We start from the raw sequence: 16,747 nt of genomic DNA, 5'->3' as shown, positions 1-16,747 counted from the left end.
GCTCGGATACGGCAGCTTCTCCAGCGTCTCCAGCGCGACGGCGGATAGCCCAGGAAGCCCGAACTGGATCATGCCGTCGCCTCCGCAGGGCGCAGCGCACCCGTGATGGCCTGCCGCCGGCTCGCCACCAGTTCGGCCGCATCGCGCACCGGCTTGTCCTCGGTGTGGACGTAGTGCATGAACATCGCCACCGTCTTGTGGCCCGTCAGCTTCATGCCGACCTTGGTCGGCACGCCCGAATTGGCAATGTCGGTCGTAGCCCGGTGGCGGATACCGTGCGTGCCGACATGCGGCACACCGGCGGCCTTGAGTACGCGCTTCCAGCCGCCATAGTGTTCGCCATGCGTCAGATGCCGGGCCGGGTCGTTGGGCGACGGCAGGACGTAGGGGCAGCTCTCCCGGCGCGGCGCCGTCGAAAGCAGCCGATAGGCTTCTTCGCTCATGGGCTTGGAAATGCCGCCGGTCTTGCTGTCGGGCCAGACCACGCGGCGCTTCTCCAGATCAATCCAGTCCCACTCCAGCGGACAGATTTCGGAGCGGCGGGCGGCAAACTCGAATTGCAGGCGAATCGCCAGCGGGATGACGTAGTTCTCCAATCCTTCCGCCTCCACGTGTTCCAGATGCCGGAAGATCCTCACCAGCTCGTCGTCCACGATGAGCCGGGTTTCCTTGCCGGGCGGGAACATCGGGACGTGGCGGCACGGATTGGTGCCGTCCGGACGCAGCCCCCACACTTCGGCCAGGTTGAACATCTTGCGCAGCACGCCGAAGGTGCGGTTGGCCTCGGCCGGCTTGTGGGCCAGCTTCTTCATCAGCGCGGCCACGTCCGGGCGCTTCACGTCCTGCACCTTCATCCGCCCCATGATCGGGATGATGCAGCGGTCGATTACGCCCTGATAGCCCCGCTGAGTGCTGGGCTTGTTGCGCTGCCTGGAGTAGTCCTCCATGAAGGTGAGGCAATACTCCTTCATGGTCTGTGCCTTGCGGGCGGCAGCTTTGGCCGCGCTCGGGTCGCCGCCCCGGCGCACCTCGGCCAGCCACTCCTGCGCCATGACACGGGCCTGCTCGACGGTCAGTTCCCCGTACTGGCCCAGGGCGGGCTTGCGGCGCTCGCCGGCGTTCGTGCGGTACTGGAGCATGAACACCTTGCGGCCGGCCGGGGTGATCTTGCACAGGAAGCCGGGCACCACGGTGTCCCGCAGTTCGATGGCCTGCGCCTGGGGCTTGGCGGCATCGACAGCGGACTTGGTGAGTTTGATTCTTGCCATGATGACTCCTCGGAAACCTCGGATTCCGAGAGCCACATGGGAGCCACGCGACCGGAAGCCGGGTCAAATTTCGGAAAGCACCGGCATATGATGGACGCGCCTAAGTCATTGATAAACCTGCTGTAGCGGGTTTGGGCGCAGTCCAGCGAAGTGCCGGGCTGGAGTCATCGTCAAACAAAAAATCCCCGGTCGACCCGCATCGACCGGGGATCTGGATCGCCACGTTGCCATGCCTTGGAGAGGCAGTTCCACCGTAACCCATCGCGGTGCCGGCGGTGATCGCCTGTGGCGATGACGACCAAGCGCGCAGCTATCAGGCGCCGGCCAGGGCCTGTTCCAGGTCCGCGCGCAGGTCGCCGATGTGCTCGATGCCGATCGACAGCCGCACGGTGTCCTCGCTGACACCGGCCTTGGCCAGCTCCGCTGCATCCAGCTGGCGATGCGTGGTCGAAGCCGGATGGGTGGCCAGTGACTTCGCATCCCCCAGGTTGACCAGGCGGGTGAACAGCTTCAGCGCATCGAGGAAGCGGGCGCCGGCCTCGCGCCCACCGGGCAGACCGAAGGTCAGTACGCCCGAGCCGTGTCCACCCAGATAGCGCTGCGCGGCGGCATGCTCGGGGTCGTCGGCCAGTCCGGCGTAGCGCACCCAGGCGACCTTGGCATGCGCCTTCAGGAACTGCGCAACGGCCAGCGCATTGGCATTGATGCGTTCCATGCGCAGGGCCAGGGTCTCGATGCCCTGCAGGATCAGGAACGCGTTGAACGGCGACAACGCAGCGCCCGTATTGCGCAGCGGCACCACCCGCGCCCGGCCGATGTAGGCGGCTGGCCCCAGTGCTTCGGTATAGACCACGCCGTGGTAGCTGGGGTCGGGCTGGTTGAGCCGCGCGAAGCGTTGGGGCTGTGCGGTCCAGTCGAAGCGGCCGGAATCGATGATCGCGCCGCCCAGGCTGTTGCCGTGTCCCCCGAGGTATTTGGTCAGCGAATGCACCACGATGTCGGCGCCGTGCTCGAACGGGCGCAGCAGGAACGGCGTGGCCACGGTGTTGTCGACGATCAGCGGCACGCCCGCGGCATGCGCGACCTCGGCGATCGCAGCAATGTCGGTGACATTGCCGCGCGGGTTGCCGATCGATTCGACGAACACCGCCTTGGTGCGGTCGTCGATCAGCGCGGCGAACGCGGCCGGGTCGGCCGGATCGGCAAAGCGCGCCTGGATGCCGTGCTGCGGCAGCGTGTGCGCCAGCAGGTTGAGGCTGCCACCGTAGAGCGCACTGGAGGCGACGATGTTGTCGCCGGCCTCGGCGATGGTCTGGATGGCATAGGTGATCGCGGCCTGCCCCGAGGCCAGCGCCAGCGCGCCGATGCCGCCTTCCAGCGCGGCCAGGCGCTGCTCCAGCACGTCGGTGGTGGGGTTCATGATGCGCGTGTAGATGTTGCCCGGAACCTTCAGGTCGAACAGGTCGGCGCCGTGCTGGGTGTCATCGAAGGCATACGCCACGGTCTGGTAGATCGGCACCGCCACCGCGCGGGTGGTCGGGTCGGGACGGTAACCGCCGTGCACGGCCAGGGTTTCCAGTTGCCACTGCGGGTCGCTCATTGCACCAGGCTCCATCCGGGGAAACCGCCACCATAGGCCAGCCGGGGCCGCCCGCTGAAAGCCGCTGGCGATGACGTCCGTACCCGCGGTTATCAGGTTGGCCGCGATTCAGGCAGTCGTCATGGGGCATTGCTAGGCTGCGCCGCCGGGCGCTCCTGCCTGGGAACGGAGGCCCCACGCATGCAGCCATCCCCCTGGACTCCCCCTGCCAGCAGTTCGCCCACGTCGGTCCTGCTGGTGGAGGACGACCGTCGCCTGGCCGAACTGGTCAGCGACTATCTCCACGAACATGGCTTCACCGTGCAGCACGTGGCACGCGGCGACCTCGCCAGCGCCGCCTGCCGCCAGCATGCGCCGGAGCTGGTGGTGCTGGACCTGATGCTGCCCGGCCTGGGGGGCATCGATGTGTGCCGGCAGATCCGCAGCTTCTCCGATGTGCCGATCCTGATGTTGACCGCCTGTGAGGACGACATCGAGCAGGTGCTGGGCCTGGAATCGGGTGCCGATGACTATGTGCACAAGCCGATCGAGCCACGCCTGCTGCTGGCCCGCCTGCGCGCCCTGCTGCGCCGCCGCCACGGCAGCAGCAATACCGGCACGCCCAGCCGGCTGATGCATGGTGAGCTGCTGATCGATCGCATGCAGCGCGAGGTGCACCTGCACGGCCAGCCGGTCGAGCTGGGCACCACGGAATTCGAGATCCTGTGGCTGCTGGCCAGCCAGCCGGGGCAGATCCTGTCGCGCGACCAGATCCTGCAGGCGGTGCGCGGCATCGGCTTCGACGGTCTGGACCGCAGCGTCGACGTCTGCATCGGCAAGCTGCGCCGCAAGCTCGGCGACGATGCGCGCGAACCGCGGCGGATCAAGACCGTGTGGGGGCGCGGCTACCAGTTCAATCCTGCGGCCTGGTCGGAATGAAGCGGCTGTTCCTGTGGCTGTGGTTCATCACCGGCGCCTGCTTCCTGGTGTCGGTGTTCTTTCTCAACCACATCCTGGATGGCATCTACACGCCCGTGCAGGATCGCGTGTTCGTGCAGCAGGTGCGCGGGCAGGTGTACGCCCTGCGCAGTGGCCTGGCCGGCCTGGACGCCGTCCAGCAGCGTGAGCGCCTGCAACAGTGGCAGCCACACTACGGCATCGCCCTGACCCTGCTCGACAAGCCTCCCGCGCTCGACGCGCAGGAACAGGAGGCCGTGAAGGCCGATGGCTTCGTCGTGCGCGATCAGTACCAGCAGGTGCTGCTGCCCATCGACAGCAGCGATGGCCGCTGGCTGCACCTGCGCCTGCCCGGCGCGGTGCAGATGACGACGTACATGACCATCGCCGCCTACCTCAGCATCCTGCTGCTGGTGGGCGCCAGCCTGTATGCCTGGGTGCGCCTGCTCTGGCGCGACCTGGAAGCACTGCGCCGGCACGCCGACCGCATCGGTTCCGGCGACCTGCAGGCACGTGCGCAGGTTTCGCCCCGCTCGCAGATCCGGGTCATCGTCGAACACTCCAACCGCATGGCGGCACGCGTGGCCGAACTGGTGCAGCGCCAGCGCGACCTGACCCATGCCATTTCGCACGAACTGCGCACGCCCATCGCGCGCGTGGCCTTCGGCCTGGACCTGATGCAGGACAGCGATGACCGCGAACGCCGCGAACGGCTGGCGCAGGGCCTGCACGGCGACCTGGCCGAGCTCAACCGGCTGGTCAGCGAACTGCTGGCCTACGAACGGCTGGAGCATCCCAGCGAGGGCGAACCGATGCAGCGCATCGAAGCCAACGACTGGCTGCAGGCCTGCCTGGCCGATGCCCGCCGCGATGCCGAACGTGCCGGCATTGTCCTGCGCGTGCAGCCCAGCGCGTTGCCGCGAGTGGATGCCGAGCCACGCCTGTTGCAGCTGGCGCTGAGCAACCTGGTCGGCAATGCGCTGCGCCACGCGCGTTCGCAGGTGGAGGTCTCGCTGGTCGGTATCAGCGGCCGCGCCTGCCTGCGCGTGGACGATGACGGCCCGGGCATCGCCGAAGCCGATCGGGAGAAGGTGATGCGCCCGTTCACCCGCCTGGACGACAGCCGCAGCCGCGATACCGGCGGCTTCGGCCTGGGCCTGGCCATTGTCGGCCGCATTGCAGCCCGCCACGGCGGCGAGCTGCGCATCAGTCGCGCCACGCTGGGCGGCGCGCGCCTGGAAATGCACTGGCCGCTGGCTGCCAGCTGAACGCCCAAGGGCGCGATTACAGTTGATTACAACTCCCGCACAACTGCGGACGGATCGGTCGCCGGCATATCGCCACGCTGGCAACCCTGCAGCACTCGCCGGATGCGCGCGCTGCTTTCCTCCCATTGCCGAGAGTTTCCATGTCCCAGCTTCGCCGTTCCCCCGCCCTGCTCTGCCTGGCCGTGTTGCCGCTGTTCGCCGCCCCGATCGCCCACGCCAAGGATGACCACTGGACCTTCGAGCTCGCCGCCGGTGGCGGCGTGGCACCGCGTTACAGCGGCAGCGAGGAGTATCGTGCGACGCCGTCGCTGTCCTTTGATGTCACCTCGCCGGGGGGATGGTTTCTGGGCACCAGTGGCATCGGCTGGGGCACCTCCCTCGGCGAGCACACGCGCGTGCGTGCCTATGTCGGCGCCAGCGGCATCCGCAAGGACAAGGACTCGCTGCTGGGCGGTTCGGACTTCCTGCGCGGCATGGGTGATATCGATACCCGTCCCCTGGTCGGCGTCTCGGCTGGTTATACGCTGGGCGAAGCCGTGCTGAGCGGCTCCTGGCAGTTCACCCGCAAGGACGAGGACAAGGCCGAGAACGGCCTGGCCACCCAGCAGATCCATCTGAACCTGAGCATGCCGCTGTTCGACCTGGCCGGTGGCGTGGTCAGCGGCAGTGTTTCCACCGACTACGGCAACCGCGGCTACATGCAGACCTGGTACGGCGTCAGCCCGGAACAGGCCAAACGCACGGGCTTCGCCGAGCACAGGCCGAAGGCCGGCCTGGTCAGTGCCGGTGTCGGCCTGAAGTGGAGCCACCGCGTGGGCCGCAACGGCAACTGGTACATCTCGGCCGAAGGCACGCGCCTGCTCGGCGATGCGGCCAACAGCCCGATCGTGCAGAAGGCAAACCAGTTCGGGCTGATGAGCGGTTACACCCACCGCTTCTGATGCATGAAGGGCGCCGCTGGGCGCCCTTTCCCTCTGCGGTCAGCGGCAGGCCGGTGCGTCGCCGCTGCCGCACAACCCGACCTCGCGCAGCCAGCCGATCCACTGCACGACGTCCTCCTTCTCCGGCTCGGAGCGGAACGACTTCTGCACGGTGTGGAAGCCCTGCCTGCCCTGCACGCCCTTGATCCAGGTGAACTCCGGCTTGCCTGTCCCCGGATTCCGCGGGCAGCTGAGCATCAGCAGGGCGAAGGGCCGTCCCCCTTCTTCACCTTCGCGGATCCAGTGGCTCTGCGCCGCCGGACAGGCGATGCGCCACCCCGCCTCGATGATGCCGAGGAACTCACGCGGACTCACATGGCCACTGTTCGGCGCATCGTTGACGGTGACCATGTCGGTCCAGTCGTGCACGGTCTGGCCCTGTGGCACGTACTCGGTGATGCGGTTGCCTTGCGCGTCGGTGCTCTGGTGGGCCTGCTGGTAGCCCTTCATCGGCGGCAGCTGGACCTGTTCGGCGGCCGCGGCGTGTCCACAAACAGCAGCCAACGCCAGCGTCATGCAGAGTGAAGCCCTGCGGGCAACGTCCATGCGGTTCTCCTCATCCTTGCGAAAGTGAAACAGGACCATCGTGCGCTGCCAAGGCTCGGATGGCGCCCCAGCCATGGCCGGGGCGCCACCGGTTCAAGCCTTGGCGAACACCAGGCGACCACCGTCGTTGCCGACTTCGATGGTATCGCCGTTGACGAAGGCGCCGGACAGGATCTGCTGCGCCAGCGGGTTTTCCAGCTGCGACTGGATCGCACGCTTCAACGGGCGCGCGCCGTACACCGGATCGAAGCCGACGTTGCCGAGCAGGTCAAACGCCGCATCGGAGACCGCCAGCTTCAACCCGCGCTCGGCCAGCCGCTTCTCAAGCCCGCGCATCTGGATGCGCGCGATCTGCTTGATCTGCTGCTTGTCCAGCGGGTGGAACACCACGATGTCGTCCAGGCGGTTGATGAACTCCGGACGGAAGTGCGCCTGCACCACGCCCATCACCGCTGCCTTCATCTGCGTGTAGGCCTCCGGGCTGTCGTCGGCGCTCATGTCCTGGATCTGGTGCGAGCCCAGGTTCGAGGTCATCACGATGACGGTATTGCGGAAGTCCACGGTGCGGCCCTGGCCATCGGTCAGGCGGCCATCGTCCAGCACCTGCAGCAGGATGTTGAACACATCCGGATGCGCCTTCTCCACTTCGTCCAGCAGGATCAGCGAGTACGGGCGACGGCGCACCGCCTCGGTCAGGTAGCCGCCTTCCTCGTAGCCCACGTAACCCGGGGGGGCGCCGATCAGGCGGGCGACGCTGTGCTTCTCCATGAATTCGCTCATGTCGATGCGGATCATCGCGTCGGCGCTGTCGAACAGGAATTCGGCCAGCGACTTGCACAGCTCGGTCTTGCCGACGCCGGTCGGGCCGAGGAACAGGAACGAGCCGGCCGGACGGTTCGGATCGGACAGGCCGGCACGCGAACGGCGCACGGCATCGGAGACGACCTTGATCGCTTCCTCCTGGCCGACCACACGGTTGTGCAGCACTTCTTCCATGCGCAGCAGCTTGTCGCGCTCGCCTTCGAGCATCTTGTTGACCGGAATGCCGGTCCAGCGCGACACGACCTCGGCGATCTCCTCGTCGGTGACCCGGTCCTGCACCAGCTTGAAGTCCTTGTGCTCGGCTTCCTGGGCCGCGGCCAGCTGCTTTTCCAGCTGCGGCAACAGGCCGTACTGGATCTCGCTCATCTTGGCGAAATCCTGGCGGCGCTGCGCGGCTTCCAGTTCCAGCTTGGCCTGCTCGACCTGCTCCTTGATCTTGGTGGCGCCCTGCAGCGCAGCCTTCTCCGACTTCCAGATTTCATTGAGGTCGGAGAACTCGCGCTCCAGCCCGTCGATGTCGTTCTCCAGGTCGGCCAGCCGCTGCCGCGAGGCTTCGTCCTTTTCCTTCTTCAGCATCTCGCGCTGGATCTTCAGCTGGATCACCCGGCGTTCCAGGCGATCCAGCTCCTCCGGCTTGGAGTCGATCTCCATGCGCAGGCGCGAGGCAGCCTCGTCCATCAGGTCGATGGCCTTGTCCGGCAGCTGGCGATCGGTGATGTAGCGGTTGGACAGCGTGGCGGCGGCCACGATGGCCGGGTCGGTGATCTCCACCCCGTGGTGCACGGCGTACTTTTCCTTCAGCCCGCGCAGGATCGCGATGGTGTCCTCCACCGACGGCTCACCGACGAAGACTTTCTGGAAGCGGCGCTCCAGCGCAGCGTCCTTCTCGATGTACTTGCGGTATTCGTCCAGCGTGGTCGCACCGATGCAGTGCAGCTCGCCGCGTGCCAGCGCCGGCTTCAGCATGTTGCCGGCATCCATCGCGCCGTCGGCCTTGCCCGCGCCGACCATGGTGTGCAGTTCATCGATGAACAGGATGATCTGGCCTTCGTTCTTGGCCAGGTCGTTGAGTACACCCTTCAGGCGCTCCTCGAATTCGCCGCGGAACTTGGCCCCGGCGATCAGCGCGCCCATGTCCAGCGACAGCACGCGCTTGCCGCGCAGGCCTTCGGGTACTTCGTCGTTGATGATGCGCTGGGCCAGCCCTTCCACGATCGCGGTCTTGCCCACGCCGGGTTCGCCGATCAGCACCGGGTTGTTCTTGGTCCGGCGCTGCAGCACCTGGATGGTGCGGCGGATTTCCTCGTCACGGCCGATCACCGGGTCGAGCTTGCCGCTCTCGGCCCGCGCGGTCAGGTCGATGGTGTACTTCTCCAGCGCCTGCCGCTGCTCCTCGGCATTCTCCGACTGCACGTTCTCGCCGCCACGCAGCTTGTCGATCGCCGCCTGCAGGCGCGTCTTGTCGGCACCGGCGGCGCGCAGCGCCATGCCCAGCGTGCCACCATCGTCCAGCGCCGCCAGCACGAACCATTCGCTGGCAATGAAGGCGTCCCCGTGCTGCTGCGCCAGCTTGTCGGTCTGGTTCAGCAGGCGCCCCAGATCGTTGCCCATCGAAACGTTGCCGGCCTGGCCGGATACCTTCGGCAGTGCGTCCAGCGCCTCGGTCAGGCGCTCGCGCAGCACCGGCACGTTCACCCCGGCCTGGGCCAGCAGCGGGCGCGTGCTGCCACCCTGCTGGTCCAGCAGCGCGCTGAACAGGTGAACCGGTTCAATGATGCTGTTGTCGCGGCCCACGGCCAGCGACTGGGCGTCTGCCAGCGCCTGCTGGAAACGCGAGGTGAGCTTGTCCATCCGCATTGCGAATCCTCATCGGTCATCAGGGCCGGCCTGGGCCGGCAATGCTGGAAAGATGCGGTTGCCCCACCCGGTTTCAAGGGTGGCTGCGACTGCACCCCGGGGCCAGTCAGCCTGCGGCCAGCATGCCGGAGCGCGTGTGGTCGGCGCGTTGATCCCGATCAGTTCCGTACGGTGGACGGGCTCAGCGGGTGATCGCGCTGCGGATCGCCCGCAGCTGCTGCTTGATCGCCCGCGCCTGTGCAGGATCCATGCGTAGCAGGGCCTTCTGCCCGATCGAGCGTGACTGCAGGGTGGGATCGACGAAGCGATAGCGGCCGCGTTCATCGCGCTGCACCAGCGGCGACTGGGCCAGTTCCGGGGTGTCCAGCAGGTGGTCGATCACCATGACCAGGCGGTCGTTGAAATAACCCTCGGGCCGGCCAAGGTCGGCATAGGCCTGCTGGATCAGCGGATAGAAGCGCTTGTAAGCGGTAGCCGTTGCCGCCGGGTCCAGCGCAGTGAACGCCTGTACGTAAGGCGCATAGCGTGCCGCATTGCTGGCGGCGATGCGTTCGCCGCCTTCGCCCGTATCGACCTGCAGGTTGCCCGGCAGCGGCCGCGCGGCCAGCGCGGTCGGCGACACGCTGGGCTTGTCCAGGTTGTCGACCTGGGTGACCAGGCGCTGGATCAGGTGATCACGCAGCAGCAGGGTCAGCGACCCCTCGCCTTGGAACAGCTGGCTCAGTGCGCCCCAGGCCGCGGCGTCGCTGTCAGCCAGTTTCGGCAGCGCCGGGTCGGCGGCGGCCTCGGTATCCAGCGGATGCCTGATCGATGGTGGTGCTGGCGCGGGCTCTGCGGCCGCCTGCGGTTGTGCCGGTGCGCTGGTACTGGCAGGGCTTGATTGCACCGGCACCGGGACACCGTCGGCCAGGCTCTTCAGCTGATCGCGGAACAACCAGCCGCCCGCGCCACCGATCACCACCACACCCAACACCCAGGGCCAGACCGCCTTTCCACTCTGCATGATGCAGCACCTCGTTTCACACGCATGGAGAAGGTGTGACCCCATCGAGTGCAGCCGGTTCCCCGCCTGTTCCGCTGCCGTTCGGGTTCAGGCACGCGTCGTCCACGCTCACGTCTGCTTTGCGCCACCCGCGCGAGGCTAGGAGTCCTGTCCCGTGGAGACTCTGCCATGCAGTACGCGCTGTACTACTGGACCGGCATCCAGGGCCGTGGCGAGTTCGTGCGGCTGGCGCTGGAGGATGCCGGTGCCGACTACATCGACATGGCGCGGGTGCACGGCGATGCGGTGATGCAGCCGTTTCTCGATGGCAGCAGTGAAGGTGCGCAGCCCTTCGCGCCGCCATTCCTGAAGGCGGGCCGCCAGGTCATTGCACAGGTCGCCGCGATCCTGGATTTTCTCGGCCCGCCGCTTGACCTGGTGCCGCAGGCGGCCTCGCGGCGGATGCAGGCGCTGCAACTGCAGCTGACCATCGCCGACCTGGTAGCCGAGGTGCACGACACCCACCATCCGATCGCCGCATCGAAGTACTACGAACAGCAGAAGACCCAGGCCAGGGCACGAGCCGCGTCACTGCGCAGCGAGCGCCTGCCCAAGTTCCTCGGCTATTTCGAGCAGGTGATGGCCGCCAACGGTGGCCGCCATGCACTGCGCGAGCACTCCTATGTGGATCTGTCACTGTTCCAGCTGCTGAGCGGGCTGGACTACATGTTTCCGCGCCGCATGCAGGCGCTCGGCCCCACCCTGCCCCGGCTGCGCGCGCTGCAGGAACGAGTGGCGAAACGACCCAACATTGCCGCCTATCTGGCGTCTGAGCGGCGGTTGCCGTTCAACACCAACGGCATCTTCCGCCATTACCCGGAACTGGACGCCGAACGGTAGTGCCGGCCGCTGGCCGGCAGAGCGCGCTGTGATCATTCGCCGCCTGCAACACGCCCCTGTAGAGCCGAGCCATGCTCGGCTCTACAGAGCACCAGAAGTGGAAGGAGCGGTAACGCCGGGCCATGCCCGGCGTCACCAGTCAATGATCGGTGCGATCATCCAGCGGTTTCACCGGCTGCTTCTGCAGCGACAGCAGGCCCAGCAGCAGCGCCAATGCCACGTAGGCGCCGGCGAACTGCAAGCTGATGATGCGTGCCAGCCCGTCCAGATCCCACGGCAGGTAGATGCCGCCACGCGGGTCCACCGAATGGATCAGGCCGAACAGGGTCAGCACTGCCGCCACCAGCAGGAAGCCGCAGGCACGGCGCAGGCGGCCATCGACCATCGCCGCCACCGCCGAAATCCACAGCACCGAGGTGATGATGAAGCCGTTGCCGAGGGTGAAAATCACCGCCAGCTCGGGCAGGCCATGGCCGTCGAGCTTGGTCAGCAGCTGCGGCAGCTGGTCCGGTGCGATCCAGCCGGGCGCCTTGATCGCCAGCAGGTAGGCCACCGACGGCAGGAAACCGAACACCATCGCGCCGGTATGGTGGCGCGGCGTGGCCTGGAAGGCCTGGGTGGTGATGTCGATGGCCACGTACACGATGATCGGTGCCAGCACCGCCAGCGGCAGCCACTGCACCAGCCCGGAGATGATGCCGAGCATGCCGCCGATGCCGACGAACAGGCCGGTCAGCAGCGTGTAGCCGCTGCGCGCGCCCATGTGCTTGTAGGCAGGCTGGCCGATGTAGGGCGTGGTCTGCGCGACGCCGCCACAGACACCCGCCACCAGCGTGGCCACCGCTTCCACCAGCAGGATGTCGCGGGTGCGGTAGTCATCGCCAGCCGCGCGTGCGCTTTCAGAGACGTTGATGCCGCCGACCACCATCAGCAGGCCGAACGGCAACAGCAGCGGCAGGTAGGTCATCGCGGTGGGCAGGCCCTCAAGGAAGCCCAGCGTCGGCAGCGGCAGCACCACCTGCGGCGGCACCCATTCCGGCACATGGAAGCCGGGCGCGCCCAGCCCGGCCAGGCCAAGTCCGTAATACAGCACGGTGCCGAACACGAAGGCCAGCAGCACGCCCGGGCCACGCACCGGCAGCTTGCCCTTGGCGATCAGCACATACAGCAGCAGGCCCAGCGTGGTGAAGCCGACCAGCGGCGAGCGCAGCGTTTCCAGCAGCGGCAGCAGGCCCATCAGCACCAGCGCGATGCCCGCGATGGAACCCAGCAGCGCAGCTCGCGGCAGTGCGCGGGTGACCGCTTCACCGAAGAACGACAGCACGAACTTGAGCACGCCCATGATGACCAGCGCGGCCATGCCCAGCTGCCAGGTGGCGATGCCCGCAGCATGCGGATCCATGCCCTGCTGCTTGAAGGCGAGGAAGGCCGGGCCGAGCACCAGCAGGGCCATGCCGATGCTGGTGGGGGCATCCAGGCCGAGCGGCATGGCGGTGACATCGTCGCGGCCGGTACGTGCCGCCAGCCGGCGCGCCATCAGGGTGTACAGCAGGTTGCCGACCAGCACGCCAAAGGCGGTGCCGGGGAACATTCGGCCGAACACCACGTCGGCGGGGAACTGGAAGATCCCGACCAGGGCCATGGCGATGAAGCCGAGGATGGAGAGGTTGTCGACGACCAGGCCGAAGAAGCCGTTGAAGTCGCCGGCGACGAACCAGCGACGCGGTACGGCGGAAGCGGGAGCGGACATGGAAGGGGCGGTGGGGGTGGGGAGCGCCGATGGTAGGCCCAGCGGGGCCGGCGCGCCAATTCCGTCGTGGAATGATGGGTTCCAGCCAACGGCGGGGCCCCTCGTGGCTGGTCGCGGGTAGAGTCGACTGTTAGTCGACCGGCATTGCGAGTTCGGCCGGTCGGGGGGGCTGCGCAGGACACGCCGTAAATCCCCAGACCGGCCCAGCCGCTGGCGGCTGTGCGTTCGGGCCTTGCGAAGCAGTGCTTCGCAAGCAAAGCGCCCTCACCCATGGGGGCTCGATGGCGCCATCCATGGCGCCAACGGTCCTGCGCAGCCCACCCGACCGACCCCTGACAGTTTCCTGCGCGCGGCAGCCACGGAAGAAGATCACAAGATCCAAAGCCAAGGCAGGCTCTCGCTGCAGTGCCGAGCCCATGCTCGCCCGCTGTACGCGAAGGCTCTGAGCCGAGCATGGCTCGGCTCTACAGAAGATTATTTCGATCATTCGTTCGTTCATCCACGCATGGCGTGGATCTACCGTGTCGACCAAGGTCGACACCTACCACACGGATGGCCGCCGTTGCTTCTGAGTGGCCGGCCAGCGGCCGGCACTACCGCGGGTGCAGGGCGCAGCCCTGCATCGACCAACCCTCTACTTCTTCAGGAAGTTGTCCACCAGCAGATGCTTCACGTCGTCGAAGCGGCCGTTCAACACTGCCTTGGCGGCGTACAACGCCGTACCGGCCACCTGCTTGGCCTCGATCTGCGGCGGCATCACCAGCTCCGCGCGGCTGGTATGCACGTCCAGCAGCGCCGGGCCGCGCTGGGACAGGAAATCCAGCACCGCCTCCTCCAGATCCTCGCTGCGGGTCACCGTGCGGCCGTGGAAGCCGATGACCTCGGCCAGGCGGCCGAAGTCCGGATTCTTCAGGTCGGTGTAGTTGTCCAGCAGGCCCTCCACCTTCTGCTCCAGCTCGACGAAGTTCAGCGAACCATTGTTGAACACCACCACCTTGATCGGCAGGTTCTCCTGCACTGCCGTGAGCAGGTCACCCAGCAGCATCGCCAGGCCACCATCACCGGACAGCGAGATCACCTGCCGGCCGGGGAAGGCCTTCTGCAGGCCCAGCGCCTGCGGCATCGCGTTGGCCATCGTGCCGTGCAGCAGGCTGGTCAGCGTGCGGCGGCGGCCGTTGACGCGGATATGGCGCAGCACCCACACCATCGGCGAACCGCCGTCGGCGGTGAACAGCGCATCGTCGCTGGCATGCCTCGACAGCAATGCCGTCAGGTGCTGCGGATGGATCAGTTCACCCTCGCCCGGTTGTTCTTCCTGTTGGCGCTTCTTCAGCGCCTTGTCGCGATGCCCGATGCACTCGTCCAGGAAACTGCTGTCCTCGCGCGGCGGCAGCATCGGCAGCAGCGCGTCCAGCGTCGGTGCGATGTCACCGACCACGCCAAGGCTCACCGGGTGGCGGCGGCCGAGGTGACTGCCATCGCGGTCGACCTGGATGATCGTGGCCTTGTCCGGGTAGAACTGGCCCCAGGCGAAATCGGCGCCGAGCAGCAGCAGCGTGTCGCACTCCATCAGCGTGTGGAAGCCGGATTCGATGCCGAAGATGCCGGTCATGCCCATGTTGTACGGGTTGTCCGGCTCGACGAAATCCTTGGCGCGCGAGGTATGCGCGATGGGCGCCTGCAGGCGCCGGGCCAACTCCAGCAGCTGCGCGTGTGCGCCCTGGCAACCGGCACCGGCATAGATGCCGATGCGCTTGCCCTGCCCCAGCAGTTCGGTGATGCGCTGCAGCTCGGCATCGGACGGGCGCAGCACCGGCTGGGTGTAGTGCACCGAGAACGGCACATCGTGCTTCACCTCGGCCTGGCTGATGTCGGCCGGCAGGATCACCACCGCCACGCCACGGCGGCTGATCGCGGCCTGGCAGGCCAGGGCCACGACGCGCCGCGCCTGCTCCGGGCTGTGCACCTGCTCGCAGAACACCGAACAACTGGCATACACCGCCTTGAAGTCCACTTCCTGCGGAAATTCCATGCCCAGCTCACTGGTCACCACCTGGCTGGCGATCAGTACCATCGGTGCACGGTTGCGATTGCTCTCGAAGACGCCGTTGATGAAGTGCAGGCCACCGGGACCACAAGAACCCGCACAGGCGGTCAACTCGCCGCTCACCAGCGAATCGGCGCCGGCAGCGAAGCCGGCCACTTCTTCGTGGCGTACATGTACCCAGTCGATTTCACTGCGGTGCAGGGCATCGGTGACGTGATTCAAGGTATCGCCAACGATGCCGTAACAGCGGCGGACGCCCGCCTGCTGCAGGGTATCGACAACGATCTCGGCAACGCGCTTGCTCATCGGATACATCCTCGAGGGGAGAGCATCCGAGGCTAGACCCGAAGAAGTGATGCCTCCGTGGGCAAGGCGCACATCACCTCGATAGGCAAACTACCGGCGGAGATCGAGTCAATCGTTGACGTTGATCCAGCCCTCCACCGCGCCCTGCTTCGGGTCGCGGTAGCGCAGCTTCACCCAGCCATCCTGTTCATCCAGCATCTCCACGCGGTCTCCCTGCACCAGGTAACGCCTGGTGCTGGATGCGCCGGGTCGATCGAACAGGAACAGCCGCGCGGGTACCACGGTGGCCTGCTGGCCACGCAACGGTCCATCCGGCGGTGCACCCAGGCCATCGGCGATGGCACTTTCCAGCACCCGGCCGGCGGCATCATAGGTGCGCCAGACCGCCAGCGGGCCCTGCTCGCCGGTCTGTTCCCACTGCAGCGCGGCGTTCAACGTATCGCCCAGCATCAGCACGCTCTCGGCGCGGTACAGATAGAGCTTCGCGCCTGCAAACCGGTACTGGTCGGTGTACCACATCGGGCCGCTGCGGCAGCTGCTGGTCAGCGTGCGGCTCGGACGGTCGACCGTAAGCCCCATGAGGTCACCGCAACTGTCCTTGCCGTGGGTATCGGCCTGCAGCGCGCGGAACCCGGCACTGGCCGGATCGAAGCGGTACACCGTCACCGCTTCGTTGACCATGCCCACCGAGGCGCGCGCGACCAGTTCCGGGTAGCCATCGAAATCGACATCTTCGAGCGACCATCGCGAATTGCCGTCGGCATCGGCCGCGCCCTCAAGCGTCTGGCGCTTGCCTGACGGTGACAGCTGCACCGCGATGCTGCCGTCCTGCTGGGGATCGGCGTGCGCCTGCACGTGCGCGGCCACTTGGAAGCGCAGCGTTTCTCCGTCGTCCCCACCCGCCTGCGCCGTCGGTGCCAGTACGCCTGCCAATGCCAGGCCCAGCAGGCATTCCCTGTAGTTCATCATTGCTCCCTGCAGCACCGCGGCGGCACCTTCAACTCAGAACGATACCTCGACCGGCTGCCGTGACCACAGCACCGACTGATGCCTGGTCTGCTGCTTCCACGCCAGGCGGATCGCCTCGATGTCGGCGCGGCGCTGCGGGGTGTCCTCGTGCAGCACCGCCAGCACCTTGGTGCGCAGGCGGTTGGGCGCGGCATCGCCGCGGAACAGCCACTGGCCGTAGGCATCGAACACGGTCAGGCCGTCCGGGAAGCGCGGCGTTACTTCCTTGTCAAGGAAGGCGCGCCACTGCGCGTCGCTGATGGTGTCGGCCTGCGGGCGGTTGCCGGCGCCCTGCTCCTCGCCTACGCCGAAGTACAGCTCGCTGCGCACCCAGCCATGGCCGGCGGAAGGGCGGGCGGCATCGCCCTTCAGTTCGGCGGTGGTGGCCGTGGCATAGGCGCTGGGCGCCTGCGAAGACAGGCTGGCGCAGCCACTGGTGGCCAGCAGCACGGCGAAGACGAGGCCAAGGTGTTTCAT

The 16,747-nt window shown here is 67.1% G+C and carries 13 protein-coding genes; 4 read left to right on the top strand and 9 right to left on the bottom strand.

Annotated features, from left to right (window positions below; all coding sequences use genetic code 11):
* Positions 1-68: 68 nt before the first annotated feature.
* Positions 69-1,268, bottom strand: coding sequence for a site-specific integrase (locus J3A72_RS07370; RefSeq protein ID WP_014646102.1), 1,200 nt, complete (start codon positions 1,266-1,268; stop codon positions 69-71).
* A 313-nt stretch (positions 1,269-1,581) separates the two neighbouring features.
* Positions 1,582-2,868 (bottom strand): aminotransferase class V-fold PLP-dependent enzyme, encoded by a 1,287-nt coding sequence (locus J3A72_RS07365; RefSeq protein ID WP_140222879.1) that lies wholly within the window; start codon positions 2,866-2,868, stop codon positions 1,582-1,584.
* Positions 2,869-3,048: 180 nt separating this feature from the next.
* Here J3A72_RS07365 and J3A72_RS07360 point away from each other — a divergent pair, with 180 nt between their 5' ends.
* The 3 genes from J3A72_RS07360 to J3A72_RS07350 all read left to right on the top strand — a co-directional run bounded on the left by J3A72_RS07360 (position 3,049) and on the right by J3A72_RS07350 (position 6,013).
* Positions 3,049-3,786: a response regulator transcription factor gene (locus tag J3A72_RS07360; protein WP_049407034.1), complete on the top strand. Its 738-nt coding sequence runs from the start codon at positions 3,049-3,051 to the stop codon at positions 3,784-3,786.
* Positions 3,783-5,072 carry an ATP-binding protein gene (locus J3A72_RS07355; RefSeq protein ID WP_075075719.1) on the top strand — a complete coding sequence of 430 codons (1,290 nt, stop codon included), beginning with the start codon at positions 3,783-3,785 and terminating at the stop codon, positions 5,070-5,072. The genes J3A72_RS07360 and J3A72_RS07355 overlap by 4 nt, the downstream gene beginning before the upstream one ends.
* Positions 5,073-5,212: 140 nt before the next feature.
* Positions 5,213-6,013 carry a MipA/OmpV family protein gene (locus J3A72_RS07350; protein ID WP_046432175.1) on the top strand — a complete coding sequence of 267 codons (801 nt, stop codon included), beginning with the start codon at positions 5,213-5,215 and terminating at the stop codon, positions 6,011-6,013.
* A 39-nt stretch (positions 6,014-6,052) separates the two neighbouring features.
* On the opposite strand, the gene J3A72_RS07345 is transcribed toward J3A72_RS07350, so the two are convergent.
* The 3 genes from J3A72_RS07345 to J3A72_RS07335 all read right to left on the bottom strand — a co-directional run bounded on the left by J3A72_RS07345 (position 6,053) and on the right by J3A72_RS07335 (position 10,280).
* Positions 6,053-6,598, bottom strand: a complete 546-nt coding sequence (locus tag J3A72_RS07345; protein WP_230374536.1) for a hypothetical protein — start codon at positions 6,596-6,598, stop codon at positions 6,053-6,055.
* Between the two features lie 93 nt (positions 6,599-6,691).
* Complete coding sequence (gene clpB, locus J3A72_RS07340) at positions 6,692-9,277, bottom strand: ATP-dependent chaperone ClpB (protein WP_012481080.1); 2,586 nt, start codon at positions 9,275-9,277, stop codon at positions 6,692-6,694.
* Between the two features lie 181 nt (positions 9,278-9,458).
* Positions 9,459-10,280 carry a DUF3014 domain-containing protein gene (locus tag J3A72_RS07335; RefSeq protein ID WP_209571994.1) on the bottom strand — a complete coding sequence of 274 codons (822 nt, stop codon included), beginning with the start codon at positions 10,278-10,280 and terminating at the stop codon, positions 9,459-9,461.
* Positions 10,281-10,448: 168 nt separating this feature from the next.
* Here J3A72_RS07335 and J3A72_RS07330 point away from each other — a divergent pair, with 168 nt between their 5' ends.
* Entirely contained in the window at positions 10,449-11,159 is a 711-nt protein-coding gene (locus J3A72_RS07330) for a glutathione S-transferase (protein WP_075075716.1), read from the top strand.
* 139 nt (positions 11,160-11,298) lie between these two features.
* On the opposite strand, the gene J3A72_RS07325 is transcribed toward J3A72_RS07330, so the two are convergent.
* From J3A72_RS07325 to J3A72_RS07310, 4 genes are all read right to left on the bottom strand, one after another.
* Entirely contained in the window at positions 11,299-12,909 is a 1,611-nt protein-coding gene (locus J3A72_RS07325; protein WP_075075715.1) for a hypothetical protein, read from the bottom strand.
* Between the two features lie 634 nt (positions 12,910-13,543).
* Complete coding sequence (locus tag J3A72_RS07320; protein WP_075075714.1) at positions 13,544-15,262, bottom strand: thiamine pyrophosphate-dependent enzyme; 1,719 nt, start codon at positions 15,260-15,262, stop codon at positions 13,544-13,546.
* Between the two features lie 108 nt (positions 15,263-15,370).
* Positions 15,371-16,228 (bottom strand): SH3 domain-containing protein, encoded by an 858-nt coding sequence (locus J3A72_RS07315; RefSeq protein ID WP_075075737.1) that lies wholly within the window; start codon positions 16,226-16,228, stop codon positions 15,371-15,373.
* A gap of 36 nt (positions 16,229-16,264) precedes the next feature.
* A complete protein-coding gene (locus J3A72_RS07310; protein WP_075075713.1) occupies positions 16,265-16,747 on the bottom strand; it encodes a DUF3574 domain-containing protein in 483 nt (160 codons plus the stop codon).

This window comes from Stenotrophomonas sp. PvP093 (assembly GCF_017876915.1).
Taxonomy (GTDB): domain Bacteria; phylum Pseudomonadota; class Gammaproteobacteria; order Xanthomonadales; family Xanthomonadaceae; genus Stenotrophomonas; species Stenotrophomonas muris.
The sequence above is the reverse complement of the archived record's forward strand: the minus strand, read 5'-3'. Positions and strand labels throughout refer to the sequence as shown.

Coding starts and splice junctions, on each gene's coding strand:
- J3A72_RS07360 (WP_049407034.1), top strand. CDS start 3,049: ATGCAGCCATCCCCCTGGACTCCCCCTGCCAGCAGTTCGCCCACGTCG.
- J3A72_RS07370 (WP_014646102.1), bottom strand. CDS start 1,268: ATGGCAAGAATCAAACTCACCAAGTCCGCTGTCGATGCCGCCAAGCCC.
- J3A72_RS07355 (WP_075075719.1), top strand. CDS start 3,783: ATGAAGCGGCTGTTCCTGTGGCTGTGGTTCATCACCGGCGCCTGCTTC.
- J3A72_RS07365 (WP_140222879.1), bottom strand. CDS start 2,868: ATGAGCGACCCGCAGTGGCAACTGGAAACCCTGGCCGTGCACGGCGGT.
- J3A72_RS07345 (WP_230374536.1), bottom strand. CDS start 6,598: ATGGACGTTGCCCGCAGGGCTTCACTCTGCATGACGCTGGCGTTGGCT.
- J3A72_RS07330 (WP_075075716.1), top strand. CDS start 10,449: ATGCAGTACGCGCTGTACTACTGGACCGGCATCCAGGGCCGTGGCGAG.
- J3A72_RS07335 (WP_209571994.1), bottom strand. CDS start 10,280: ATGCAGAGTGGAAAGGCGGTCTGGCCCTGGGTGTTGGGTGTGGTGGTG.
- clpB (WP_012481080.1), bottom strand. CDS start 9,277: ATGCGGATGGACAAGCTCACCTCGCGTTTCCAGCAGGCGCTGGCAGAC.
- J3A72_RS07315 (WP_075075737.1), bottom strand. CDS start 16,228: ATGAACTACAGGGAATGCCTGCTGGGCCTGGCATTGGCAGGCGTACTG.
- J3A72_RS07320 (WP_075075714.1), bottom strand. CDS start 15,262: ATGAGCAAGCGCGTTGCCGAGATCGTTGTCGATACCCTGCAGCAGGCG.
- J3A72_RS07325 (WP_075075715.1), bottom strand. CDS start 12,909: ATGTCCGCTCCCGCTTCCGCCGTACCGCGTCGCTGGTTCGTCGCCGGC.
- J3A72_RS07350 (WP_046432175.1), top strand. CDS start 5,213: ATGTCCCAGCTTCGCCGTTCCCCCGCCCTGCTCTGCCTGGCCGTGTTG.
- J3A72_RS07310 (WP_075075713.1), bottom strand. CDS start 16,747: ATGAAACACCTTGGCCTCGTCTTCGCCGTGCTGCTGGCCACCAGTGGC.